The sequence below is a fragment of the Rhodococcus sp. OK302 genome (genome assembly GCF_002245895.1).
In the GTDB taxonomy this organism is placed as follows: domain Bacteria; phylum Actinomycetota; class Actinomycetes; order Mycobacteriales; family Mycobacteriaceae; genus Rhodococcus_F.
This window is the reverse complement of the sequence record NZ_NPJZ01000002.1, coordinates 115,345-138,254: the sequence shown is the minus strand read 5'-3', so window position 1 is coordinate 138,254 and position 22,910 is coordinate 115,345. Positions and strand designations below refer to the sequence as shown.

General features: G+C 60.3%; 23 protein-coding genes and 1 pseudogene. 13 read left to right on the top strand and 11 right to left on the bottom strand.

The genetic code is table 11. The features are described from left to right. Positions 1-108: 108 nt before the first annotated feature. Entirely contained in the window at positions 109-324 is a 216-nt protein-coding gene (locus tag BDB13_RS31845) for a hypothetical protein (RefSeq protein WP_141210727.1), read from the bottom strand. A gap of 47 nt (positions 325-371) precedes the next feature. On the opposite strand from BDB13_RS31845, the gene BDB13_RS28175 reads away from it, so the two are divergent. The 3 genes from BDB13_RS28175 to BDB13_RS28165 all read left to right on the top strand — a co-directional run bounded on the left by BDB13_RS28175 (position 372) and on the right by BDB13_RS28165 (position 3,076). Next, positions 372-995, top strand: coding sequence for a maleylpyruvate isomerase N-terminal domain-containing protein (locus BDB13_RS28175; RefSeq protein WP_254923092.1), 624 nt, complete (start codon positions 372-374; stop codon positions 993-995). Positions 996-1,308: 313 nt separating this feature from the next. Continuing rightward, the gene (locus BDB13_RS28170; RefSeq protein WP_094275368.1) at positions 1,309-2,295 is read left to right on the top strand and encodes an alpha/beta fold hydrolase; all 987 of its coding nucleotides are present in this window, start codon (positions 1,309-1,311) and stop codon (positions 2,293-2,295) included. Between the two features lie 307 nt (positions 2,296-2,602). Further along, complete coding sequence (locus tag BDB13_RS28165; RefSeq protein WP_094275367.1) at positions 2,603-3,076, top strand: flavodoxin family protein; 474 nt, start codon at positions 2,603-2,605, stop codon at positions 3,074-3,076. A gap of 592 nt (positions 3,077-3,668) precedes the next feature. Here the strand turns inward: BDB13_RS28165 and BDB13_RS28160 are convergent. Next, positions 3,669-4,169, bottom strand: a complete 501-nt coding sequence (locus BDB13_RS28160) for a thioesterase family protein (RefSeq protein WP_094275366.1) — start codon at positions 4,167-4,169, stop codon at positions 3,669-3,671. Positions 4,170-4,318: 149 nt separating this feature from the next. On the opposite strand from BDB13_RS28160, the pseudogene BDB13_RS28155 reads away from it, so the two are divergent. Then, a pseudogene (locus BDB13_RS28155) lies at positions 4,319-4,963 on the top strand (hypothetical protein); the annotation flags it as partial. 251 nt (positions 4,964-5,214) lie between these two features. Here BDB13_RS28155 and BDB13_RS28150 read toward each other — a convergent pair. From BDB13_RS28150 to BDB13_RS33230, 3 genes are all read right to left on the bottom strand, one after another. Continuing rightward, entirely contained in the window at positions 5,215-6,270 is a 1,056-nt protein-coding gene (locus BDB13_RS28150; protein WP_094275899.1) for an NAD(P)H-dependent flavin oxidoreductase, read from the bottom strand. A gap of 593 nt (positions 6,271-6,863) precedes the next feature. Beyond that, positions 6,864-7,424, bottom strand: coding sequence for an alpha/beta fold hydrolase (locus BDB13_RS28140; RefSeq protein ID WP_254923165.1), 561 nt, complete (start codon positions 7,422-7,424; stop codon positions 6,864-6,866). 23 nt (positions 7,425-7,447) lie between these two features. Next, complete coding sequence (locus BDB13_RS33230) at positions 7,448-7,681, bottom strand: alpha/beta fold hydrolase (RefSeq protein WP_369597488.1); 234 nt, start codon at positions 7,679-7,681, stop codon at positions 7,448-7,450. Positions 7,682-8,222: 541 nt separating this feature from the next. Here BDB13_RS33230 and BDB13_RS28135 point away from each other — a divergent pair. The 3 genes from BDB13_RS28135 to BDB13_RS28120 all read left to right on the top strand — a co-directional run bounded on the left by BDB13_RS28135 (position 8,223) and on the right by BDB13_RS28120 (position 11,972). Further along, positions 8,223-9,143: a TolB family protein gene (locus tag BDB13_RS28135; RefSeq protein WP_141210726.1), complete on the top strand. Its 921-nt coding sequence runs from the start codon at positions 8,223-8,225 to the stop codon at positions 9,141-9,143. A gap of 963 nt (positions 9,144-10,106) precedes the next feature. Then, positions 10,107-10,490: a VOC family protein gene (locus tag BDB13_RS28125; protein ID WP_094275361.1), complete on the top strand. Its 384-nt coding sequence runs from the start codon at positions 10,107-10,109 to the stop codon at positions 10,488-10,490. 27 nt (positions 10,491-10,517) lie between these two features. Next, positions 10,518-11,972: an FAD-binding oxidoreductase gene (locus BDB13_RS28120; RefSeq protein ID WP_094275360.1), complete on the top strand. Its 1,455-nt coding sequence runs from the start codon at positions 10,518-10,520 to the stop codon at positions 11,970-11,972. Positions 11,973-12,048: 76 nt separating this feature from the next. Here the strand turns inward: BDB13_RS28120 and BDB13_RS28115 are convergent, their stop codons facing one another. Then, on the bottom strand, positions 12,049-12,996 hold the full coding sequence (locus BDB13_RS28115) for an NAD(P)/FAD-dependent oxidoreductase (protein ID WP_094275898.1): 948 nt from the start codon (positions 12,994-12,996) through the stop codon (positions 12,049-12,051). Between the two features lie 222 nt (positions 12,997-13,218). Here BDB13_RS28115 and BDB13_RS28110 point away from each other — a divergent pair, with 222 nt between their 5' ends. Then, complete coding sequence (locus BDB13_RS28110) at positions 13,219-13,722, top strand: MarR family winged helix-turn-helix transcriptional regulator (RefSeq protein ID WP_094275359.1); 504 nt, start codon at positions 13,219-13,221, stop codon at positions 13,720-13,722. Between the two features lie 43 nt (positions 13,723-13,765). Here the strand turns inward: BDB13_RS28110 and BDB13_RS28105 are convergent, their stop codons facing one another. Next, positions 13,766-14,404 carry a hypothetical protein gene (locus tag BDB13_RS28105; RefSeq protein ID WP_094275358.1) on the bottom strand — a complete coding sequence of 213 codons (639 nt, stop codon included), beginning with the start codon at positions 14,402-14,404 and terminating at the stop codon, positions 13,766-13,768. 356 nt (positions 14,405-14,760) lie between these two features. Here BDB13_RS28105 and BDB13_RS28100 point away from each other — a divergent pair, with 356 nt between their 5' ends. The 3 genes from BDB13_RS28100 (at position 14,761) to BDB13_RS28090 (ending at position 17,150) form a co-directional block, all read left to right on the top strand. Beyond that, entirely contained in the window at positions 14,761-15,711 is a 951-nt protein-coding gene (locus BDB13_RS28100) for an ABC transporter ATP-binding protein (protein WP_094275357.1), read from the top strand. Further along, positions 15,711-16,472 carry an ABC transporter permease gene (locus tag BDB13_RS28095; RefSeq protein ID WP_094275356.1) on the top strand — a complete coding sequence of 254 codons (762 nt, stop codon included), beginning with the start codon at positions 15,711-15,713 and terminating at the stop codon, positions 16,470-16,472. The genes BDB13_RS28100 and BDB13_RS28095 overlap by 1 nt, the downstream gene beginning before the upstream one ends. A 75-nt stretch (positions 16,473-16,547) precedes the next feature. Beyond that, a complete protein-coding gene (locus BDB13_RS28090; protein WP_254923090.1) occupies positions 16,548-17,150 on the top strand; it encodes a hypothetical protein in 603 nt (200 codons plus the stop codon). Between the two features lie 708 nt (positions 17,151-17,858). Here BDB13_RS28090 and BDB13_RS28080 read toward each other — a convergent pair. Beyond that, positions 17,859-18,311, bottom strand: coding sequence for an HIT family protein (locus BDB13_RS28080; protein ID WP_094275354.1), 453 nt, complete (start codon positions 18,309-18,311; stop codon positions 17,859-17,861). 294 nt (positions 18,312-18,605) lie between these two features. On the opposite strand from BDB13_RS28080, the gene BDB13_RS28075 reads away from it, so the two are divergent. Beyond that, positions 18,606-19,415, top strand: coding sequence for a MerR family transcriptional regulator (locus BDB13_RS28075; RefSeq protein WP_094275353.1), 810 nt, complete (start codon positions 18,606-18,608; stop codon positions 19,413-19,415). A gap of 324 nt (positions 19,416-19,739) precedes the next feature. On the opposite strand, the gene BDB13_RS28070 is transcribed toward BDB13_RS28075, so the two are convergent. The 3 genes from BDB13_RS28070 to BDB13_RS28060 form a co-directional block, all read right to left on the bottom strand. Then, the gene (locus BDB13_RS28070; protein WP_094275352.1) at positions 19,740-20,042 is read right to left on the bottom strand and encodes a hypothetical protein; all 303 of its coding nucleotides are present in this window, start codon (positions 20,040-20,042) and stop codon (positions 19,740-19,742) included. A 208-nt stretch (positions 20,043-20,250) separates the two neighbouring features. Further along, positions 20,251-20,862: a LysE family translocator gene (locus BDB13_RS28065; RefSeq protein ID WP_094275351.1), complete on the bottom strand. Its 612-nt coding sequence runs from the start codon at positions 20,860-20,862 to the stop codon at positions 20,251-20,253. A gap of 297 nt (positions 20,863-21,159) precedes the next feature. Beyond that, complete coding sequence (locus BDB13_RS28060) at positions 21,160-21,606, bottom strand: MerR family DNA-binding transcriptional regulator (RefSeq protein WP_094275350.1); 447 nt, start codon at positions 21,604-21,606, stop codon at positions 21,160-21,162. 63 nt (positions 21,607-21,669) lie between these two features. Here BDB13_RS28060 and BDB13_RS33225 point away from each other — a divergent pair, with 63 nt between their 5' ends. Then, the gene (locus tag BDB13_RS33225; protein ID WP_094275349.1) at positions 21,670-22,701 is read left to right on the top strand and encodes an SgcJ/EcaC family oxidoreductase; all 1,032 of its coding nucleotides are present in this window, start codon (positions 21,670-21,672) and stop codon (positions 22,699-22,701) included. Positions 22,702-22,910: the final 209 nt, after the last annotated feature.

Sequence of the window (22,910 nt, the reverse complement as noted above, 5' to 3'; positions counted from 1 at the left end):
ATACTTATCGGTTTCTATCACACGTCGTGAATTGCACGCCGCCGGTTGGCGTCGGCAAAGGCGCCGCGATGGCGTGCGGAGGGCTTGACAGAGCGCACTGCCGCCCAACTACCGCCCCCTACCTCGACGGCGCAATCCGATGCACACCGTCATCGAACCTGTTGTGGCGGTAAATCGTCCGTGGTGTTTTGCGGTTCGTGGCGTGTTGCCGCCGAGGTGGACTTCGAGTCCACGCTCGCGAGCTGTAGCCGCGGCGCCGTTACCATCGCCGTCAGCGGTGCGCTGTTTGGCGCCCATCCTGTTCGCGAGATCGGCCGCGGGCATCGGTGGCACTGTGCGATAGTGCGGGGATGGACGGTAGGGGAGTCGGCGTGACGAATTTCGAGCAGGACCGGGATCTCCTGATCCGACTGTGGCGGATGTGGGCCAAGCGCGCCGCGGAACTGTCGGACGAGCAGTGGACTGCCGATACCCGCCTACCGGGCTGGACTGTTCGAGACGTGTACGTGCATGTCACCCCTGACGTCATGATCGCGATGCTCGCCGAGCCTGCTGCAGACGGCGACGCGAAGATCACCAGTGCGGCGGGGATGCTCCGCATCTTCAACGCCGACCCGACGGCGGCAGAGTCGATGCACGAACAGCTCGCTGAAATAGTCCGACAGATGGCGGCCGACGTCGATCGAGAATCAATAGTTAGACGCTTTGATATCGACCTGCCCGAGTCGTTCGAACGACTCACCGGGCTCAGTCGCGCCACCGTGATTGCGCACCCGATGTTGGAGTCGGTCTCACTCGGTGCCTTTCTGGATATGGCGATCCTCGAATCGACGGTCCACTGGCTCGATGTCGTCGCTGCGGTGGGTGGGCCCGAGCCCGAGCCGATGGCTCTCGAGCGTGCCCGGGAGGTCCTGGCTGCGGTGCCCGACCCGCTGGCATTCATCGAGGCAGCTACCGGGCGTTCACGCGTGGCTGTTCTGCCGGTGGTGCGGTAACTTTGCTCCGCCCGGCCAGGATGACAGTGGTGTCAACGGTTCGCAACTGACGCCATCACCATGTGGCGCAAACACTTTGCCCGTCGCGAACAACTGGTACCTGCCGCGTGCGTGGCGCAGAAGATTGTTTACTACGCATTGTAGTAAAACCCCTCGCCGTGCGAGTGGCGTCGGTTAGGTTGGTCGAATGGGGACCCTGGAGAGGCCTGATCCGCCTATCGTCGACACGGAATCAGGCGAGCGGACAGATGACGATCAACCGAGTAGAGCAGCGGATCCGACGCTTCCGAAGCCACGGCGCAGGATACTTCGTATGGTGCGGTGGATAGCCGTCGGTGTTATCGCGGTAATCGCCGCTGCCATTGCCGTGTCGACAACCATCCACTGGTGGCAGACACCTCGCGACAAGCAGGCCATCGAACAGTCCATCGGACCCGCTCACCGCTACGTCGACGTGGACGGGCACCGAATGAGCGTCGCAGTTCAGGGTTCGGGACCGCGAACCATAGTCCTCATGCCCGGATTCGGCACTCCCGAACCGATTCTCGACTTCACGCCGCTGGCGCGCCGGCTGGCGGCAGATAACACCGTGGTCACTGTCGAGAACTTCGGGCTGGGTCTCAGCGACGGCACCGATGCGCCTCGCACCAATGAGGCAATCGTCAACGAGACCCGTTCGGCACTGCGAACTCTGGGGTTGAACGGGCCCTACGTTCTGATGCCCCATTCCCTTTCGGGTGTGTATTCGATGTGGTGGGTCACCCACCATCCCGATGAGGTCGCCGCCGTGGTGGGTGTGGACGACGAGCGGTATACGTCCGAGCTTGCAGAAGGGTCCCCGGACTGGCCGAATTGGATGTCCGCGATCACTGCCGTCGGCGGGGTCCGAGATCTGATCACGCTGGACAACCACACCGACTACCTCGGGCTGGTAGCCGACTACCGTGAGAGCCTCGGCAACGCCGTCGAGTACACACCGGAACAGCAGGAACTCTATCTACGGGCGTACTCATGGGTGATGAACTCGACCATGCTCGCAGAAGGCGCAGCTGAAGCTGAGAACGTACTGGCGATCGAAGGAGCTACGTTCCCGCCGACGACGCCGGCGCTGTCGATCCTTGCGTCCTCCTCGCTCACGGCAGATCCCGAATGGGAGTCCGCGCACCATTCGTCGATCAGCAATCCGTCGATTCAACAGGTCACCGTGCTGGACGGCCACCACTACTTGTTCCACGCGCAGGCCGACGCGATCGCCGAGATGACCCAGCAATTCCTCGACGAGCATGTCCAGACTCAATGACGTTGGGCGAGATCAAGTTAGAGCGGGGCCTGGTGCGGGAGCAGCATCCGGATCTGGCAGACCTCGAGCTTCGAGACGTCGGCGTAGGCTCAGTATCGCTGCGAGTGAGCGGCAAGCGTTTATGCCGCCGAACGCTACCTCCGAGGACACGCCGCCCACTCGTGTGCGAATTTCTCGACGACCCTGATCTGGAATGCATATTTATGCGTACGTTTCTGCGTCTCACTCCCGGTCGGTTCTGAGGCACGGAAAGGTGAGACACAACCATGTGCCCCAACGAATTCGAAGCATCGACAGGAGTATCGGCATGAAAGCAATCATTGTGTGTACCTCGATCTCTCACGGCAACACGAAGAAGATCGCCGACGTCATGGGCCAGATCCTCGATGCCCGTGTTGTCGCCCCTGAGCAGGTCGATATGGCGGAACTCGCCACCTACGACCTTGTGGGGTTCGGGTCGGGGATTTACTTGGGGTCCTTCCACCTACAGTTACGTCAGTTTGTGCAGTCACTCCCGGAGGGGCAATGGGGCAGGGCGTTTGTGTTCGGCACCAGCGGATTTCCCGACGCGGGGCCTCACAGCTTCTCCCGACCGCTGGTACGACTTCTCGAGCAGAAGGGCTTCGAGCTCGTCGACACTTTCTCGTGTCGGGCGTGGGACACTTACCTCCCGTTTAAGCTGGTCGGCGGGATTAGGAAGGGGCGACCGAATGTCACCGATCTGGAGTCGGCACGCACGTTCGCCGAAGGGCTGCGAGCTCGGAACAGTGCCACATTCTGACAAGTCCGACAGGGACGCTGATAACTGATGGGACTGCCCCGATCCAAACCCCTGATTGCTGCAACCAAATCTGTTCGGTAGCTTTACTTTTCAAGGAAATGAGTGCGGTTGCGATTTGGATTGCTTGGCATGTAAGTAGGCGGTGAAATGAGAGGCTAGATCAACTAGCTGGCGATGCGAGGTCCGCCACCGGGCGTAGTCCTTCTTGCGCCAACTGCCCCCTTCAAATGAGCTGATCAGCCCCGGTCGTATCACTGCGTCGAACGGGTGCGGCTAAGCATCACTGCTTAGGTGTTGAAGCCGCTACGAGCCGTGATGAAACAACCAACAGAAGACGCAACCGATGACCGATACACACCGCCGAGTCGAGATATACCCCCAACTGCACCGCGCGATCAAAGCCGCGAACGAGGTGCGTGATGGTCCACGGCGTTGTGTACGGCGGAGAAGTCGTCTCTGACGACGCACTCCTGGACTGGCATACCGGCATCGAGTGAATTCGACATGGACACGACGCGCACCGTAGGTCCCGTGCCAGGCTGTGTGAACCTCGGTATTTGTTCGCGACGATCGAGACGTCGCGGTTGCTGCCTTATATCCGGATACCCGGGGTTCGCCCGGAACCGGAGGGCATTCCGGCGGAGCACTGTGCAGCCGATATCTCTCGAAGCCTGGCGGACACATCGGAGGGGAATGGGGCCGCCCGTCGTGATGTGAGGTTGAAGTGCAGGTCCAGTTGCTCGCCGGCGGCCACACGTCGCCCTGAGGTCAGTGAGCGCAGTTCGTGGAAGAAGTGTGCGCGCTTGTCATCGACCCCGAGCAACCAGGAGTCCACGCAGATCGCTTCTCCGAGTTTGAGCTCACGCTCGTAGGTGATGTGGCTTTCGACGACTACTTTTCCGAATTGTGTCCGTTCGATGTAGTCGTCACCGAGGCCGATCAGGTCGGTGAACGTGGCGTGAGCGTCGTAGATCACCAACCCGTAGTGCCGGGCGTTCATGTGGCCGTTGACGTCGATCGATTCCTCGCTAACGGTGGACTCGAGTGTCCGGCAGGGGCCTGTGGCGGTTGTGACGAGGCGAGGTTCTGTCATGCGTCGGATCGTAGCCGGAATCCGTCGATAGAACTCCCGCAGGTCGGAGTGTCTAACTAGAGAAAGTGCGCCCTGAACTGGGATGACTTCAGTTCTCTCTCTCACACACACACACACACAAATCCGCCGGCTCAGGGAAGGAGCTTCCAGTGAAGGTGTCCCATAAGTTCGTCGAAGATTCCGCGGTCTTCGACGAAGACCGCATTGGCTCCTGCGCCGGTCTGGTCCCCGTGATGATGTTGACCGAGTGGACCAGGCTGACAGGCGTACTCGCCGAAAAGATGTCGATCACCACCACGAAGATCGCATATGGGGCTGGAAAACACGGCACCGAAACTAGCGACACTGATCGTCGGAATGTGCGTCGGCGCAGACTGTATCGACGGCCTCGACGTGGTTCGCTGCGGCGGCATGAAGGACTGTTCGGGAATGTCCATGCGCCCTCGAATATCGGAACATTACTACGCGAATTCACTTCGGTCATGATGGCCAAGAACACCGCCATCCAGAGGGTCATCGATTCGATTGCTGATGACGCCTGGGCGCCGGTGAAGTATCCCGGCGCGGTCCGCGACCCCGACACCGGTGCCTGGATATTCGGTGCCGAAGTCGCCGAAACTTCTTGTACCGCTTTCACTTCCGCCGATACCCCGGTCACAGTCCGGCTGATCGTCCGCCGAGTCACGGATGCACGATTCCTTGGTTTCCCGTGTGGCGGTATCGCCCCCTTTTTTCGCCACGTCGCCCTACCGACCGCTACTGCGGATGTCACCCACCGTCGGTACTCGATCATCTTTGGCCGCGCGGCCTCACTGTGGGTGACGACATCGGTGGGCTTGACTGCCGCCACTGCCGACGGCGAAACCCCTAGCGTTGCCGTGGACGTGTTAAACACGTTCGTGTCCAACAACTTCCGAAACATTTTGGCCAGCGAGACCGATCCGGAATTTCGAAAGGTCTACGACCGCCGGCGGGATCGAGACTCGAGGCTCTTCGTTCGCCACCTCGTCGAGGTGACGAACCGCGCGTCGATCCGATCGAATCACTACCGGGCCTGTTGAAGTTCGTCGAGCCTGCTTTCGGCTTCGAAGACGATCCGTTCGATGAGCTCGCACACGCTGGGCAGGTCGTCGATCATGCCGACGACCTGCCCGGCGGCGAGTACTCCAGCGTCGGTGTCGCCGTTCACAAGTCCTGCGCGAAGGAGCATGGGGCTGTTCGCCGACATCATCAGTTGTGCGAGTGTGCGGTCGCCGTTCCGAACGAGGGTGAGGCCTTCGGTGACCATGGCGCGCCAGCTGATTCCCGTCATCTTCCGGAAGCGGAAGGTGTTGACGAGCGCGTGCGCCAGTGTGCGTGCGCCCCGGCTGCCTTCGAGCGATTCGACTAATTCAGTTCGCAGGACGCGATGTGGGAGGCCGTCGACTTTGGTGGTTACCACAGTTCCGTCGAGGCCACGGGCGAGGTACTGGTGTTTCACCGAGTCCGGAACGGTGCTCTCGCTCGTGAGCAGGAATCGGGTTCCCATCGCGATGCCGCAGGCTCCGTAGGCCATGGCTGCGGCAAGTCCGCTGCCGTCGAAGAATCCGCCCGAGGCGATGACCGGGATGTCGACGGCGCGTACGACCGACGGCAACAGGAGGCTGGTGGCGACGTTGCCGGTATGCCCGCCGCCTTCGCTACCTTGCACGATCACAGCGTCGGCACCCCACCCGGCTACTTTCTCGGCATGGCGCGCGGCGCCCACCGTCGGGATCACAATGATGCCGGCGTCTTTGAACTGAGCGATCATTTCGCGTCGTGGCGCCAGTGCGAATGATGCGACGCGGACGCCTTCACGGATAAGTAGCGCGACTCGTTCCTGGGCGTCTTCGGCGTCCGCGCGCAGATTCACTCCGAAGGGAGCGTCGGTGCGTTCCTTGGTGTTTCGGATCGCTGTTTTCAGTTCGTCGTAGGTCATTGTCGCGGAGGCGATGATGCCGAGCCCTCCGGCACGTGCGGTGGCTGTTACCAGCTTGGAGCCGGAGACCCATCCCATTCCGGTCTGTACGACGGGGTGTTTGATGCCGACCATTTCTGTGAGTGCGGTGTGCAGAGTCATGCTCGTACCTCCGTGGTCGCTATCTGTGTGCATACGTCGCTAGCTGTGCGTATTTCGCATCGGGTAAACAAGCAAGCAATTGCTTGGTATTTGTAGCACATCCGATGATGCTGCACAGGGAGCTGGTCGGCGGCGTGCCCGCGAGTGGCCAGCGCACTCGGATTGATCATGCGGTGATGAAGTGTTCAACTATCGAGTGACGTCAGAAATATCTGACGCCGAGTGCACACCTCCGTCTCGCTGCCGATGCTTGGCTGCGGGAGTACTTCGCGGCCAACGACAGCTTCCAGCATGTTGAGGCATTCGAGACCAACGTCGTGCAGATTGGTTGATTGTGCGTTCTCTTCGATATCTGCAAAAAATATGCGCGCATACGTCATTTGCGGAGGCACTCACGAGTCCCGTCAATGTCCGAGCGTTGTTCACCTTCATCGCATGGATGGACACTCACGGTCTTGTCGTCGGTGTTTGTGTCACTCGACCCAAAGATTTTCTTCTGCAACGCTTTCAGGAAGAGGATGGCCATTTCGATCAACTTTCGACGCTGCCTCACCGATGGCTCGTTGCCGCTCGAGATTAGAATTGTTGACGAATCAGAGGGCTTGCCCAGGTTGTCGATCGGCCACCCCGACAAGGTGGGTGCGGAGGGCATCGGCAACGATTTCGGGATTCTCGAGCATCGGAATGTGGCCGACGCCCGAGAGGGTGACCTCTTCGACGTGACCGGGCAATTGATTGATCAGTCGCTGCATGCATTTGTTCCGGGTGAGGAAGGTGTCGAACTCGTACAGTATCAACGATGTCGGCGCGGTGACCCGCCGGATGTCCTGGTCCGTGAGCGGTCCATCGCGGAGATAGGCGAGTTGCATAGGAAGGTAGATGGGACAGTGAGAGACTGCGCGGATCGTGTTTGCAGCGTCATCGGGGGTGACCGCAGTCATGTCATTGACGCAGTTTCGGATGATCGGGCGTTGAAAGATTTCGCGAGTCGCCACTCGATCACCGAACACGCGGGCAGCAGCGGCGAGCGGAAACTGTGCGACAAATATCAGGCCAAGTCTAAATTCGTTGTAGGAGAATCGTTTCCATCCTCCGCTGGGGTTTATTGCAGCGAGGGATCTTGCGCGGCCGCGACGTTCGAGTTCGAATCCGATCTCTCCGCCTAGTGAGCTTCCGGCTATATGGCAGGTTTCCCAACCGAGCTTGTCGAGTCACGTTCGACGCCGTCGGCGATCCCGCGGAGCCCTGTATCGCGCAGTCGTAGACGAGGTCCGCCCCAGTGTCCTGGCATTGTCATCGCGAGGACGTCGTAGTCACGGGAAAGGTTGTCGACAACTCTGTGCCATGAATGGTGGGACAAGGTGTATCCGTGCAGCAGCAGTACAGGCTCACCCGATCCAGCCCGGTTCATGGATTTCACAAAGCCTCCGTCGTGTCTTTGCACTAGCTAGTAGTGACACGCAGGATACGGAAGTGTCTAGAGCCTGCGTGTGGGAATGGTGCGCGTTGACGCTGCCAGTTGGGTAGATCTGTGGCCGCCCTGCGGTGACGGGCCGCCAGGCCTGTAGCGCGATCCTCCAGTAGGAAAGCCCCCAGCCCTCCGTCGGGTAACACGATCCGCTGCTCAAGCAGTTCTATCCACGCCGGAGTGCTATCGCCTTGGGTCGGTGTCGAGGTTGAGTACTCCGGGATGTCGGCCGGCGTACATCTGGGCGATTGTCGATCTTCCGATGCCCGATGGTCCGTTCAGGTGAATCAGTCGTGGCATGGGGAAACCTTAGTGTCGCTGTCCCCGTTCGTGATCATCATTGATCTGCGGTGCCGTCCGAATAGTTCGGTTGGAGTGTCCGTCCTCACACACCACGCCTTCGGACGTGATCGACCTTCGTACCTGGCACACTCACGGTAGCGGACCGGTTTCCTGGTTCCAAGGGCACGGGAGCAGCGGTCAGATGATGGCACTGGGTGGAAATGGCGTGTGGTTTCGAGCATCGAGATCGAAGATCCTCGCCGTCGGTTTTCTCGTTATGTTTGGGGTCGGCGCTTGCAGCAGTGCGGAACCTGAACCGGAACAGGGTGTGGCGTCGGAGATCATTGCGTTCGCCGATGGTGACGGTTCGATCTACACGATCAAGCCGGACGGGAGCGGCCTTCGCCAGCTCACCGCGACGATGGCCGACGACGACCGAACTGCATACGCTTCAAATCCCGCGGTGTCCGTGGACGGAAGCAGGATCGCATTTTCGAGAGGATCGGGAATCGCGGTGATGAACGTCGACGGAACCGAGCAGAAAACGGTCGCCGACCGCGGCGGTTCACCCAGCTTTTCACCAGACGGTTCGAAGATTGTGTTCGGTTGTGTCGGCGGGATATGCCTGATGAACGTCGATGGCTCCGACCGGCAACAACTCTCCCCGGAAGACAACGGGGACCACAGCACACCGAGTAGGTCCTACCCGGTGTTCTCCCCGGACGGAACGAAGATCATTTTCAACGAAAATGGTTACATTGCAGGGTTTTCGGTCGACGGTACCGGGTGGTTCCAGATCCTGCGGGATCAGTTCTGGAATTCCGACCCTGCGTACTCTCCGGACGGATCGATGATTGTGTTCTCGAGTAACCGCGGTGGGAATAATCAGTCCGAGACCTACGTGATGGCATCCGATGGCCGCGATATCCGGCCGCTTACGACGGAACATGATGTCGGGGCGAAGTATTCGCCGGATGGTTCGAAAATCGTGTACACCCATGCGGTGCAGGAGCCCCGCACCATCGTCGGAATACATGTCATGAACGCCGACGGCAGTCAATCACGTCCATTGACCTCCAAATCATTGATTGCTCAGGCCCCTAGCTGGGGTGGACATGAGTAGCGCCGAATGGCAGAGGATGGATAAAGGCCCATGAAAATGAGGGCTGAAATGAGAAAAGGGCCGGCTCTCGTTGCTGCGCTCGCATCCGCTTTCGCGATTTCCGGGTGTGGTTCACCGGAGCACACCGACCTCGAACCCTCCGAGCCGATCGTCACCACCCTAAGCTCGGAGGCCCTGTGGGCATACGACATTCACAATCAGCGGGAGTTGGCCGGAGCGAAGGACTCGATCTTCGTGGGTACGGTCGAAGAGCAGATTGGCACACGGGAGCTTAAAACTTCACTAGAGGGGACGACGACCCCGACAACGCAGTTCCGGGTGTCGGTTCTCAAGTCTCTCAAGGGTGTATTTCCATCCGAGGTGACAGTCAATCAACAAGCGGGATTCGACTCCGAGACGCGGGTACTGAGAACTTTCGGGAACGATCCCCTGTTGGAGCCAGGAGTCACCTACATTTTCTCTGCAAAGTACATTGTCGCCGACAATTATTACTGGATCGTCCCCGAGGTCGGTAGCGAGTCTCTCAGCGCCGACGACGCAGAGACGATGACGTCGAATCGTCAGTCCCGAGGTGCCTTCAAGGATGAGCCGCAGGCTGTCCGGGAGATGCGTGAATCAATTGCGAACGCTGTTCCATACCATGGAAAGGTTGTCCCAGGGAGCACTCCTATTGTGGGAGTGTCGAAGTCGCCGAGTTCGAGTGTGCCTTCCTCGGCATCTGTGACCACCTCGGAAGTCACCGGATCCAGTTCGACCGTATCGCCCTTAACACCTGTGAGGAGTCCCCGAACGACCTCCGAGGTACCGGCGCCGCGGTAGGTTCAAAAGGGGTGGAGTCCAGAGGTCGTTGCAACACAGCGATATCGAAACGATGTGCCAGCCTCCCGGACTCGGGTTATCGACGGTAATATTCGTTTTTGCTATCCGCTATCCGCTATCCTTGCGCCGGGTAGCCTCCCGTGTATGGCCGTTGCGCATCTGGGTTCGATAACACTCGACTGTGACGATCCGTCAACTCTGGCTGCGTTCTGGCGTGACTTGCTCGACGGAGAAATCACCTACTCCAGTGAGAAGTTCGTTGCCGTGAAGATCCCGCAAGGCATGCTGACGATGATGCGCGTGCCAGATCACCGCGAACCGTCCTGGCCCGAAAGTACGGTGCCGAAACAGATCCACTTCGACCTCGTCGTAGCGGATCTGGATGCCGGGGAAGCTGAGGCCGTTCGGCTTGGGGCTCGAATCGCGTCCGAACAGTCCGCACCCGAGCGATGCCGCGTACTCCTCGATCCCGCGGGCCATCCGTTCTGCCTATGCCTTCCTCAGAACTTCGCAAAAATCGGAGGATGAGATCAGTGGGGAAGGACTGTTTCGAGAATGGCAGGTACCTGCTTCCTGCGACATGTAGCCTCGGATTCTGTGTCCGACACCGCTACTGAACTGTTCCCGACCACGTCCAGAAGTCTCACCGGATGGGGTAGGACCGCCCGCACCACCTCGCAGGTGCTCCCTACTGCCGACATCGAGTTGATCGCCACAGCGGTGGCCCGGGTGGCCGAGGACAACGCCGACAAACCGGCACATCTGCGGCGCGGTGTCATCGCCCGCGGGCTGGGCCGCTCGTACGGAGACAACGCCCAGAACACCGGCGGTCTGGTCATCGACATGACAGCTTTGCGCCGCATCCACAAGATCGACGCTGGCACACGCCTCGTCGACCTCGACGCCGGTGTCTCCCTGGACCAACTGATGCGCGCCGCGTTGCCTTTCGGATTGTGGGTACCGGTCCTTCCCGGAACACGTCAGGTCACGATCGGCGGCGCCATCGCCTGCGATATTCACGGCAAGAACCATCACACCGAAGGAAGCTTCGGAAACCACGTCCGTTCGATGGATCTGCTCACCGCCGACGGCACGATCCGGACGCTGAAACCGAAGGGCCGAACGTCGAAACTGTTCTGGGCTACTGTCGGCGGCGTCGGACTGACCGGCATCATCCTTCGCGTAACCCTTGAGATGACACCGACGGAGACCGCGTACTTCGTCAACGACGGGACGCTCACAGCAAGTCTCGACGAAACAGTCGAATTCCACAGCAATGGACGCGAATCGAACTTCACGTATTCCAGTGCATGGTTTGACGCGGTCAGCGCACCGCCGAAACTCGGCCGAGCCTCCATCACCAGAGGCTCGCTCGCCACTATCGATCAACTTCCGAAAAAGTTGCAGAAGAATCCCCTGAAATTCGATGCACCACAACTGTTCACGACACCCGACATCTTTCCCAACGGGCTGATGAACAAGCTCTCTGCCACCGCGATCGGAGAGTTCTACTACCGTACCGGTGGGAACTACACCGGCAAGGTCCAAAATTTGACGCAGTTCTACCATCCACTGGACCTGATCGGTGAATGGAACCGCGCGTACGGATCGAAGGGTTTCCTGCAATATCAGTTCGTGCTACCGGTGGAAGCGGTAGCGGAATTCAAGAGCATCATCCGCGACATCCAGACGTCCGGTCATTACTCTGCGCTCAATGTCTTCAAGCTGTTCGGTGACGGCAATCCTGCGCCGTTGAGTTTTCCGATGGCAGGCTGGAACGTGGCTTTCGACTTCCCGATCAAGGCGGGGTTGGCTGAGTTCGTGACTGCGCTGGACCGGCGTGTTCTCGAGTTCGGCGGCAGGCTTTACACCGCGAAGGATTCGCGTGCGACGGCTGAGACGTTCCATGCGATGTATCCGCGGATCGACGAGTGGATCAAGATCCGCCGATCCGTGGATCCGACAGGCGTGTTCGTATCTGACATGGCCCGGAGGCTCGAACTCGTGTGACCCACGTCTTTGTTGAGGCCACAGGTTGATATCGCGGGATACACGTATCGGGGAAAACGGACTACCGGCGTAGGCGCTAACGGTCGCCGATCAGTTTATTTGCTGCTGCGACAGCGAGGTCCACGTCCTGCGCGAGCAGGTAGTGATTGAGCGCGATCGCAGCCTTGGACCCGGCGCCGGCGGCGGTAATCAACTGAGCAGGCGAATCGACGACATTGCCTGCAGCCCACACGCCGGGAATGCTGGTTCCTCCGGCGGGATCCACGGTAACCCAGCCGTTCTCGCCGACGGTGCACCCCAGTCCCGTCAGCAATTCGTCGTTCGGCGTGAAACTCGGCCCGACGAAAACAATCTCTCGGCTCTCGATGCGGCCGTCTGCGAGTTCGATCCCCGTCGCCCCTCCGTCTTTCGTCACGACCTGTGAGATATCGCCTTCGATTATGCGAATTCCGCGCGCAGTCAACCGCTCTCGCTCTATGTCGTCGAGGACAATCTGATTCGGGAAGAACGTCACATCGCCTGACCACTGACGGATCAGTAGTGCCTGATGCATCGTGAACGGTCGATTGTCTCCACCGAGTACGCCGATCGAAGTGTTTCTCACTTCGTATCCGTGGCAGTACGGGCAGTGCAGTACATCGATGCCCCACTGCTCGCGCAGTCCTGCGATGTCGGGCAATTCATCGTGCAGACCCGTCGCTACCAGAACAGTCCTTGCTTCGATGACGGTTTCGTCGTCGCAGTGGACGACGAAACCGTCATCGTCAGCTCCTCGGACCAGGCTTGTAGCCCTGCCCTGGATGACTTCGCCGCCGAACGAAAGGACCTCGTCGCGTCCCGCAGCGAGCAGTGCGTCTGGTGTCATCCCGTCTCGCGACAAGAAGCCATGCAGATGCGCAGCTGGGGCGTTGCGGGGTTCGCAGGCATCGATCACGAGTACCTTGCGGAGTGCTCGTGCCAAGACGGTTGCCGCGCTTAATCCGGCGGCGCTGCCGCCGATGACCACTACGTCGTACTTGTTCATGATTCCCCCGTTGGTGTCTGTGTTCGTTTGTGTGGCATCGCAATTCTGAGGGACAGTTCCCTGGCTGCAGGTTGCGCGCCGGACGCGCCGAAGCGCGATGTTGCAGGTTTGTTCCATTCGTGTCCGTTCCCGGCTGGCGCTCTGCGAAATCGGTGTGGCCTGCGGAATGAGCTAGGCTGAAAAAGTATCAGATTGTTTACTAGTTAACAAAAGTTGGTGGCGATGTCCGAACCCTCACTCAGAGAGCGCACCTGCATGCTCTGGGACAGCTTCAACCCTGATCTTGACACCTCGGCAATGGAGATCGTCGCTCAACTCAAGCGCATCACAGGGCTGCTCGAGCTGGCAGTTGAGCCTATCTATGTCGATGCCGAACTCACCACGGCAGAAGTGGAACTCCTTGTCCCCCTGCGATATGCGGAGGAGTCGGTAACCGCGATCCGGCTCGCGGAACTTCTGAGTATGTCCCGTGCCGGTGTGAGCAAGGCGCTAGCTAGACTTGAGAAACGCGATCTCATTGCGCGTGTCCAGAATCCTTCGGATCGGCGTTCGGCGCTGATCCTGATGACTGAGTCGGGAAAGGCCGCGATTGATCAGATTTTCCCTCGCGAACTCGACGCTCACGGCAAGCTTTTTTCCGGACTCGGCGAGGCACGGGCCGATATTCTGGATGCTCTGGACCGTCTCGCTGAAGTGGTGGAATCCGGGCTCGAAGGGTCTTCCTGACGTTCGGTGTCGGGAGGGCTGTTAGTTGGCCGGCATAGAAGCGTCAGCTCCATCCAGGTTTGACGTCGCGCCGCGCTGGGAGGCCGTTCCATTCGGTGAGTGGGGCTGATTGCCACCACCAATCGGGATCAGACTGAATGCCTTTGACGGATGTTCTGCCGGTGATGGCAAGAAGCAGTTCGGGCGCATCGGCCATCGTTGGGTCGATCCAAGGAAACGCTCGCGATACTGTTCTCGCACATACATTTTCGGGTAGATCCAGTTGCACGCCTACGGCGCGTGCTGCGTCGGTGCCGTGGACCAGTATTTCGGTGACAGCCATGCCGGCCCACCCTGCAGCGTCGGCTGTTCCGCTGGGGTGGAACGCACGTTCGTCGCCGAGGTCGCGGAGTAGTGCCGCGAGGACGTGTGCGGCCGAGAGGACGTTGTCGAGATGTTCGGATGCGGGGGCATCACGACCGTTGCGTAGGACTGGTAGTCGGCTGCCGGCTCGTCTTGCTACTTGGCTGCTGTAGAAAAGCAGTGCATCGCTGATGTGCTCGATGGTGTGCGCCGCGGTCCATTGTGTTGGTTCCGCCGTGTGCGACCACCGGGCCGAGTGGTCAGGTATTGCGGTGAGTGCATGCAAGGTTTTCGCTGCGGATACCACGTCGTCGGGTGTTGGTTCGGTCTGTGCGGTCATGGTGTCCGGATCTGTGGTCGTGTCGGGTTAGGGCAGGGTGGTGGTACACGGTCGCCGGTTGTTGAGTAGGCGCCGCGGCGGATCTGAACATCATTGGATCGAGCCTTCGTAAGAACAGCGATCGGGACTGCACCTAGTCCTTTCGGACTAATCCTTTTGGTGGGTAAAACTTTTCACTGTCGTCTCGGCGCGACCGCAATGCATAGGGGTCATTCGTTGCTCTGCCGTTCTGCGATGCACCGAACTGATTCTGCATGTGCTGTTGCTTGATAGCAATGCTGGGAGTCTTTGCTCTAGGTTGATGTGTACGGTCGTCCGGACAATCGAGACGGCGCTAATCGCGGGGGTGTTTGTTTTTGATTGAACTGAGGGGATTGACCAAGGTTTACGGTCCGACAAAAGCGGTGGACGATCTGACGTTCACCGTCCGTCCCGGCATCGTCACGGGGTTCCTCGGACCCAACGGCGCCGGCAAGTCCACCACGATGCGGATGATTCTGGGATTGGATCAGCCGACGTCGGGGCAGGCTCTGATCGACGGAAAGAAGTACCGCGATCTGAAGGATCCGCTGCGTACCGTCGGAGCTTTGCTCGACGCGAAGTGGGTTCATCCCAATCGCAGTGCCCGTGCGCACCTGCAGTGGATGGCCGCATCGAACGGGATCCCGATGTCCCGCGTCGACGAGGTTCTCGCCCTGGTGGGACTGTCCGAGGTAGCGGGAAAGAAGGCCGGCGGATTCTCGCTCGGTATGTCTCAGCGACTCGGCCTGGCCGGTGCGTTGTTGGGTGACCCGAAGGTGCTGTTGTTCGACGAGCCGGTCAATGGTCTCGATCCGGAGGGCATCGTCTGGATCCGTAAGTTCATGCAGAGTTTGGCTGCCGAGGGACGTACGGTTCTGGTGTCGAGCCACCTGCTGTCGGAAATGGCTTTGACCGCAGAACAATTGGTTGTCATCGGCCGTGGCCGGTTGATCTCGGATTCTACTGTCGCGGAGTTCGTGGATCGCTCGTCCGAGTCGACTGTGCGCGTGCGTAGTCCTCAGCTCGACGCGTTGCGCAGTGTGCTGACATCGCAGGGTTTGACTGTGCGCGAAGACGGTTCGAGTGTTGTTCCGGCGTTGGTCGTTGTCGATTCCACCACCGAAATCGTGGGCAGCTTGGCGGGTGCACAGGGAATTGTGTTGCACGAGTTGGCTGCTCAGCGCGGATCGTTGGAGGAAGCGTTCATGAAGTTGACCGGTGACGATGTCCAATATCATGCGACCGTTGCCGACGGCGCTCAGAAGGTTATGGGAGGTGCACTGTAATGGCTGTTCTCAGTGCTGAACGAATCAAGATCACCACGACCAAATCGCCGCTGTGGTGCACGATCATCATCATTGTGCTCGGGTTGGGGATCGCTGCGGTTTTCGGTATTACAGCGAAGTCATCGCTCCAGAGTTCAGGTGGTGCGCTTATGCCGACCGTGCAGGGGGCACTGAGCGGAGTTACCGGATTCGGTGTGCTGGTCCTCATGATCATGGCAGCCCTCGCGATCACCAGCGAATACCGCTTCGGGACCATCAGAACCACGTTCCAAGCCGTCCCGAACCGGGCTTCGGTGCTTATCGCCAAAGCCGGCCTCATCGGTGCTTTCGGCGTTGTGCTGACCCTTGCGCTGTCGTTCGGGGCCTTCGCAATCACGAAAGCCACAGCAGGCGATGCCGGACGATTCCTGACCCTGTCCGACGACGAGAACTGGCGGCTCATCTACGGCACACCGATCTACGCATTCTTCTGTGTGGTTCTAGCTGTAGGGGTGGGAGCGCTGCTCCGGCAGTCTGCGGGTGCGATCGCGCTACTGCTGTTGTGGCCCTTGCTCATCGAGAACCTGTTCAACCTGTTCGGCAGTGTGGGGGAGACGATCATGCCGTTCCTGCCGTTCATGAATGCAAACCACTTTCTCGGCTCCGCGGGCGGTGGCATCGACTTCCACTGGGGTCCCTGGGGCAGTCTGATCTATTTCGCGGTTTTCGTGTTCGTGGTTTTTGGGGTGAGTATCGCGGTGGTGAATCGCCGCGACGCCTGATTCTGTCGCTGCAGGCAGGGTGATCGAAGATGCCAGCGGGCGATGCCCGTGCAGTCACAAGGGGAGTACGGAAAAGTGAGTGATCTTGCCGTGGACGCCGGCGCGTCCGGCAATCCGATTCTCACGATGATCGTCGCCTGCGAGATCGGATTCTGGGTACTGGTCATCGGGGGTCTTGCCGTCCGCTACCTGTTGCGACTGCGGCGCACATCCTCGGTGGTCTTGTCGATGCTGCCGGTACTGGATCTGTTGTTGCTTGCCGTCGTCGCTATCGACATGTATCGCGGTGGAGAAGTCGGGTCCGCGCACCGCCTCGTCGGGATCTACCTCGGATGGACGGTCATGTTCGCGCACTCCACGGTGAAGGCTCTGGACGTGCGGTTCGCCCACAAATTCGCTGGTGGGCCACCTCCGGTGAAGCGTCCGAAGACGGGGCCCGAGGCGTTTGCGTATGAGATGCGAGCGTGGCTGAAGTGGTTGTGTGCGGCCGCAATTGCGCTTGCGGTGGCCTACGGGCTTGCCGCGACGGTCGCAGATCCCGAGCAGGGAAACGAATTGCGTGCAACGCTTACCCCGGTCGGTGCCATCACTATTGGGTGGCTGCTTTTCGGCCCTCTTTGGGTGAAGTCACGCAGCGAAGGACCCGGCAAGTCATCAACACGCGAGCCTGTCCCCTGAGGTTGATCGCCGGAGGCGTGGCTGCGCCGCGGGCAGCTGAATCGAGTCGACGGTGCGGGGTGCGTAGTTCTCAGTTGAATGTTCTGCGGAGTGTGTTGACGGGTTCTTACAGGTTGAGGTGGTTGGTGTCGTGGTTGCGGGAACGTAAGGCCTACAACGCTGCTCGCATCGCGGCGAAGGCCGTCGAAGCCGCGCAGTCGTAGCATGACCGTATTGCGAGACAGGACGTGGCGGCGAGCTCGGTCGCGAAGATGACAGTTCGGGTCATGAAGGTCGATACGGAGATGGCCGAGCTCAATCTTGACATCGAGGAAGGGTCCCGCAGACACGATCACACGGAGGTGATCTCGCCGTGTTCGACACCGCAGATAGGGCTCGCTGGTATTGCGGGATTGGCTCCGGTACCCCGCGATTCGTATTGGCGTGAGCGGAAACCTGCGGCGCCCACGCCGATACGATCAACCCCTGCTGCGGTCGTTCTACCTCTCTGAGCGCTTGAGTTTTCGACGTTGTTGTGGCATCGCAGATCTACTACGCGCGCAAATGATCCGAAGGAAAGCGGCACAAGCAGGCTGTTCTCGCGCTCGCCGGGCGGAGGCTGAACCTGCAGTGGGCGATGCTCCGCGACAACGCGATCGATCGGCCGGGGCCGAGTGTTTCCTCGGCGCGTGAGCCACCGTTCCACGCGGAGTCGGTGCAAAGTCAGAGTCAATCCAGGGTGGCGGAAAGTCGGCCGTCCAGGGTGGCGGATAGTCGGCTGCCCAAAGTGACGATCGCCTCGATGTCGCCTGGGGTTCCCGGTTGCCAGGGCAGCACCAATCGGTCCCTGGTCTTGTCGACGTATCTCGGAATCACGTGCAGGTGGAAGTGGAACACTGTCTGCCAGGCGTCGGCGCCACAGCAGTTGAGCAGGTTCACCCCGTCTGCATCGAACTCCGCAACGGCTGCCTTGGCGATGCGCTGCGCTGCCAGGGTGACTGCGGTCAGGTCGTCGGCCGGGATCTCGAAGAGATCTTTACTGTGCCGTTTCGGTATGACAAGCATGTGACCGTCAGAGCCCGGGTTGATGTCCATGAAGGCGTATGTCGTATCGTCCTCGGCTACTTTCACGCTCGGGACGTTGCCGGCAACGATGCTGCAGAACAGGCACTGATCGCTCATAGTCACGGAGTTTAGCTCCAGGCTGCCACTCGCGGCCCTTGGACGTGCATCGCCTGCGGCTCCGACCGTTCGGAACGGAGCTGAAGGATACGTAGGTCCACAGGACTCGACCGAACCCGGCCGACCCAGGTCAGCCGAGCACAGCCGTCACTTGTTGGGTCCGTCCGGATCGGTAGTTCGGGGCCCGGAACTGGCTGCCGCGTAACCTTGCAACCTTCGATTTGACTCTCCTGTTGCAGGAGACCCGAGAATTGTCATCACATACCGAAACGGACTTAGGGAGCCTCGCAGCACATGATGCGCATCGGAGAATTCGCCCTCGCCTCGGGTCTGACCGTGAAGGCCCTCCGTCACTACGGCGACATCGATCTGCTCAAACCAGCCGACGTCACTACGAACGGCTACCGCATTTACTCGCCGACACAGCTGCGGCAGGCCGCGACAATCCGGGCACTGCGCAACGTCGGCCTCTCCCTGGACACCGTTGCCGAGGTGTTGAACAACCCGGACCGTATCGATTCCGTCGTCGGTCGACACAGAGCACTCGTCGCCCACGAGCGTGCGCGTCAAGACGCGGACGCGGCACAGGGGTCCTCGCTGATCGATTCACTTGGGCTGGACTACACCGTTCGTCGTCGGGCCATGCCGGCGCAGCCATGGGTGGGAGTCCTCGTCCAGATCCACAATCGCGAACTGGAGGAGGTCGATTCGCCACTGGCCACACTGCAGACGGCCCTGGTCGAAGCCGGCCACACGATTGCCGGGCCCTGGTGGACCACCCTGCGGCAGACCGCGGACGCAGAAGTCGTCGACGTCGTATTCTGCTGGCCGACAACGCATCTCCCTGTCGAGCCGATACGCATCGCCGGCGCGGTCGTTGAATCGGGAACCCTCCCAGCGTGCGGCGAACTGTTCGTGACCCTCGAAACATCCGATGACGATTCGGATCTCGACGATCTGGGCGGCGAAGCAGCTCACATCGCGATCGTCGAGCGAGCGCATCGCGAAGGCCTGAACTTGGTTCACGGCAACGTTCGCCAGATCGGCGTTCTCACTGAAGACGGCACACCTGAAGCCATCGAACTCGTGATCGCTCTCGAATAGATACCCGTCACCGTGACGCCATTCCATACGAAAGAGCACACTACGAGAGAGAAAATCTTGCGGCGAGGTTGGATTATCTTCTGAGATGAGATCCAGACGGCCAGCGCAGACCACCGTGGTGAACGGCGTTGTGGCGGAGCATCACCCACAACACGTTCAACTCCGATGTCTGGGAGCGAGTGCGAGAGCCGCTTGGCTGTGGTGTTTACCTTCGGATCGTTCGCGGGCACAGAAGGTTGCGACGCGGTCGATGACAGATTGATGTCGATCGATAGTCGCCTGAGTTGATCCTTCACGGTCGGCCGGGGGTGAGTGCGGAGCCTGTTAGTGACGCGGATTGGTGTCGTGCACGGGATTGGTCGCGCTACGGTGCAGGTAGATGACACCGCGGTCGGTGTCGAGTGTGAACGGTGACCCGTCGGCGCTGTGGGTCAGTCGTGTCGTCTGCAGTCGATGTTGCTCCTCGACGGTATGCCTGGTGGACGGTGTGATCAGTTCTTGTGCGGCGTTGAACATGCCGGCCCCGCCGTTGCCCCCGCCCATCCGGCGCCAGTGGATCCAACCACGTTTCTCTGCCCATGCCGCCACCTGATCGAGCACCACGCAGAACCTGACGATGCCAGCCATACCCAACAGAAAGCTGATGGCTCCTCTTTACCAGAGCTCCGAAAGTCGTGAACCGGCTTAAGGTTCTGCTCCGTGGTCGTCAGGCAACCTCGGAGACCTGAGTGTCCGGTGACCGCGCATGACCCCTCGACCTGCCCCGCCCTACTGGGTCCGAATCGGATTGACAATTCTCACTGGATTCGAGTCCTCGGCGGACGCGTAGGCGGGGTCAGGCTTCGTGAGCGAGCTTGGAGCAGAAACCGAGCATCACGACGCCGGCGGCGGTGTCGATCGTTCTCCGAACCGTGCGGCGTTCGAACTGTTGGCGTAGTGAACCCACGAACGCGACGACCAGCAAGCACCAGAGGGTTCCGATCAGTGGCAGGGTCCAGGCGTGCAACAGCCACACCCACCAGGGTGCGCGGGGCGGTACGAACTGTGGCAGCAGTGATAGGTAGAAGACGAACATCTTCGGGTTGGTGGCGTTGCAGAGGAATCCTTGCCGGTATCCGGATCGTAGGGCGGGCCGGGTTTCGGTCGAGGCGGCTGCGTAGTGCCCTCGGGCTGCGCTGAGCAGCATCGAGCACCCGAGCCAGGCGAGGTAGGCGATTCCGAGCCACTTGATCGTGAGGAATATCGGGTGAACTCGGATGATCACGCTCGCAATACCGAACGAGACGAGCAGCCCTTGGAATGCTGCGGCGGAGCTGACCCCGAACGTGGTGGCGATCCCGAATCTGTGCCCGTCGGAAACGGTGTTGCGTGCGATCAGCGCGAAGTCCGCGCCCGGCGTCAGCACCAGCACGACGGCGACCGCGAGGAATGGCCACGAGTAGGTCACGCTGGCACCCTAGCCGACGCCCGTCCGTGGGACTTGGGTTCAGCTTTGCCGGTCAGGTAGTCATTCCCGTCTCGATTCGGCGTGTGGTTAGCAGGCTCGTCGTTTCCGAAAGGTTTCGGCTACCTTGACGGGTCATTCGGCACACCCGATTTTCGTGAAAGTAGCCCGGTATATTCCATACGCTCAAACCCGATCCATAGGCGATGCTCCGCTCTTACTGCGACACGCATGACTCATGCAGCTGATCACCGCGACGGCGGGGCTGTCTCACGTTGTGCGATTCGCAGAATATGTTTCTTATGCCGTGGGTCTTATCGGTCTTGGGGGCGGTGTATGTCCTTGTTCGTCGACGTGGTCGGTGATCTCGCAGAGTTTGGCCCCTGATCCCATCGAAGACAGTTGTACCCGCAGGTTCGCGGTGCGGGTTTCGGCTTCTGTGATGAGGATGTCGGCGATGAGGCCCCAGTCGGCCGGACACGGATCGGTGGGCAGATCGGCGAATACTTCGGCGATCTCTCGCACCGTCAGCCCGATGCGCTGGGCGAGCTTGGCAACCTTGATCCGGCATGCGGCGGAGTCATCGAAGCGTCGCTGGTTGCTGTTGGTGCGGACTGCGGTGATGACGCCGTACCTCTCGTAGAAGCGCACCGCCGATGGTGCTACTCCGCTCTCGGTGGCAACGTCGCTCACGGTGAGGACAGCTGGCAGAGGTGTCGCGGCAAGGTGTGCCACAGAAGCAGTCATGTCTCGAAGTTGCCACAGACATGCCTTGACTTCAACATATGTTGAACCCTCAGTATGAGGGTCATGACGACAACGGAATCTGTGACTCCCTCGGGGCATGTGCTGCGCGTGGCGGTGATTGCCGGAAGTAGGCGGCCCAATCGACGGGCGCGGGCTGTGGCCGAGTGGGTGTGCGCCGCCGCACCTGAGGGCGCGGAGCTGTCCCTTCTCGATCTCGACGAGGTTGCTCTGCCCACGCTGGCGGAGCCGAACTCACCTGCGTTCGGCGGCTACACCTTGCCGCACACCAGGGCGTGGGCGGAACTGATCGAAGGCTTCGACGCATATGTGCTCGTCTCGCCGGAGTACAACCATTCCACCAGCGCCGCCTTGAAAAATTCCCTGGACCATCTGTACCGCGAATGGAACGACAAGGCGGTAGCCTTCGTCGGCTACGGCGTCGACGGCGGTGTCCGCGCAGTCGAACATCTACGCGGGATTACCGCCGAACTCGGGCTTGCCGGCGTCGGGCCGGCCGTCGCGCTCAACGTGTTCGATGACTTCGACGAGGAAGGGCACCTCGCACCTCGGGAACGTCAGGAGAGTATGCGTTCCCGCATGTTCGACTCGCTGCTGCGGTGGGCTTCGGCGCTGCGGCCGTTGCGCCCTGCCGCTGAGCACCGGCTGACCGGGCAACGACCGATACTGCACCGGCCGACGGGTGCGGGCAGCGCCGATGACGCGGTTCGAGAACTACTCGACAGTTTGCAGACCGGCCTCGATACCGGTGACGCCGATCTCTACGACAGCATGTTCGCCCAGGACGTGCTGTGGGGAAGCCCCTACGGTCGGGTTCTCACCGGTTACGCGCCGCTGAACGCCATCCACCGTTCGATGATGGATACCCCGGTCGTTGCGACGTCCCGCTATGAGGTGGTGCAGACGTCCGCACCCTCTGCCGACCTGGTGCTCGTCCACATTCGACGGCTGCACTTAGCGGACGCACCGCCCGGTGGCGCCGACTTCTCGGAGATGGCCATGTACGTACTCGTACGCCGCGACGGGCAATGGTGGCTTGCAGCTGGGCAGAACACGCCGATCCGAGACAAGCCGTAACCGCACTGTCGGAGTGGCTGGTGCGTGTCTGTTAGTTGCGGACTCATCAGTGGGCGAGTGCGGTCAGGGGTGCACCGGCTGTTTCGCTGCACCTCCCCGAGATCGATGTAGAATCTGAAATTTGTTGCAGAACAATCGATTCCGCGACGAAAACTCCACCATGTCGGCCTCTCTCATGTCGGCCGCCGCTTGTGATGCCGCCCGTGGTG

Bases quoted from the DNA above. Each gene is read 5' to 3' on its own strand.
- BDB13_RS31845 (WP_141210727.1), bottom strand. From the start codon at position 324: ATGCCCGCGGCCGATCTCGCGAACAGGATGGGCGCCAAACAGCGCACC.
- BDB13_RS28170 (WP_094275368.1), top strand. From the start codon at position 1,309: ATGGTGCGGTGGATAGCCGTCGGTGTTATCGCGGTAATCGCCGCTGCC.
- BDB13_RS28165 (WP_094275367.1), top strand. From the start codon at position 2,603: ATGAAAGCAATCATTGTGTGTACCTCGATCTCTCACGGCAACACGAAG.
- BDB13_RS28160 (WP_094275366.1), bottom strand. From the start codon at position 4,169: ATGACAGAACCTCGCCTCGTCACAACCGCCACAGGCCCCTGCCGGACA.
- BDB13_RS28150 (WP_094275899.1), bottom strand. From the start codon at position 6,270: ATGACTCTGCACACCGCACTCACAGAAATGGTCGGCATCAAACACCCC.
- BDB13_RS33230 (WP_369597488.1), bottom strand. From the start codon at position 7,681: ATGAACCGGGCTGGATCGGGTGAGCCTGTACTGCTGCTGCACGGATAC.
- BDB13_RS28135 (WP_141210726.1), top strand. From the start codon at position 8,223: ATGATGGCACTGGGTGGAAATGGCGTGTGGTTTCGAGCATCGAGATCG.
- BDB13_RS28125 (WP_094275361.1), top strand. From the start codon at position 10,107: ATGGCCGTTGCGCATCTGGGTTCGATAACACTCGACTGTGACGATCCG.
- BDB13_RS28120 (WP_094275360.1), top strand. From the start codon at position 10,518: ATGGCAGGTACCTGCTTCCTGCGACATGTAGCCTCGGATTCTGTGTCC.
- BDB13_RS28115 (WP_094275898.1), bottom strand. From the start codon at position 12,996: ATGAACAAGTACGACGTAGTGGTCATCGGCGGCAGCGCCGCCGGATTA.
- BDB13_RS28110 (WP_094275359.1), top strand. From the start codon at position 13,219: ATGTCCGAACCCTCACTCAGAGAGCGCACCTGCATGCTCTGGGACAGC.
- BDB13_RS28105 (WP_094275358.1), bottom strand. From the start codon at position 14,404: ATGACCGCACAGACCGAACCAACACCCGACGACGTGGTATCCGCAGCG.
- BDB13_RS28095 (WP_094275356.1), top strand. From the start codon at position 15,711: ATGGCTGTTCTCAGTGCTGAACGAATCAAGATCACCACGACCAAATCG.
- BDB13_RS28080 (WP_094275354.1), bottom strand. From the start codon at position 18,311: ATGAGCGATCAGTGCCTGTTCTGCAGCATCGTTGCCGGCAACGTCCCG.
- BDB13_RS28075 (WP_094275353.1), top strand. From the start codon at position 18,606: ATGATGCGCATCGGAGAATTCGCCCTCGCCTCGGGTCTGACCGTGAAG.
- BDB13_RS28070 (WP_094275352.1), bottom strand. From the start codon at position 20,042: ATGGCTGGCATCGTCAGGTTCTGCGTGGTGCTCGATCAGGTGGCGGCA.
- BDB13_RS28060 (WP_094275350.1), bottom strand. From the start codon at position 21,606: ATGACTGCTTCTGTGGCACACCTTGCCGCGACACCTCTGCCAGCTGTC.
- BDB13_RS33225 (WP_094275349.1), top strand. From the start codon at position 21,670: ATGACGACAACGGAATCTGTGACTCCCTCGGGGCATGTGCTGCGCGTG.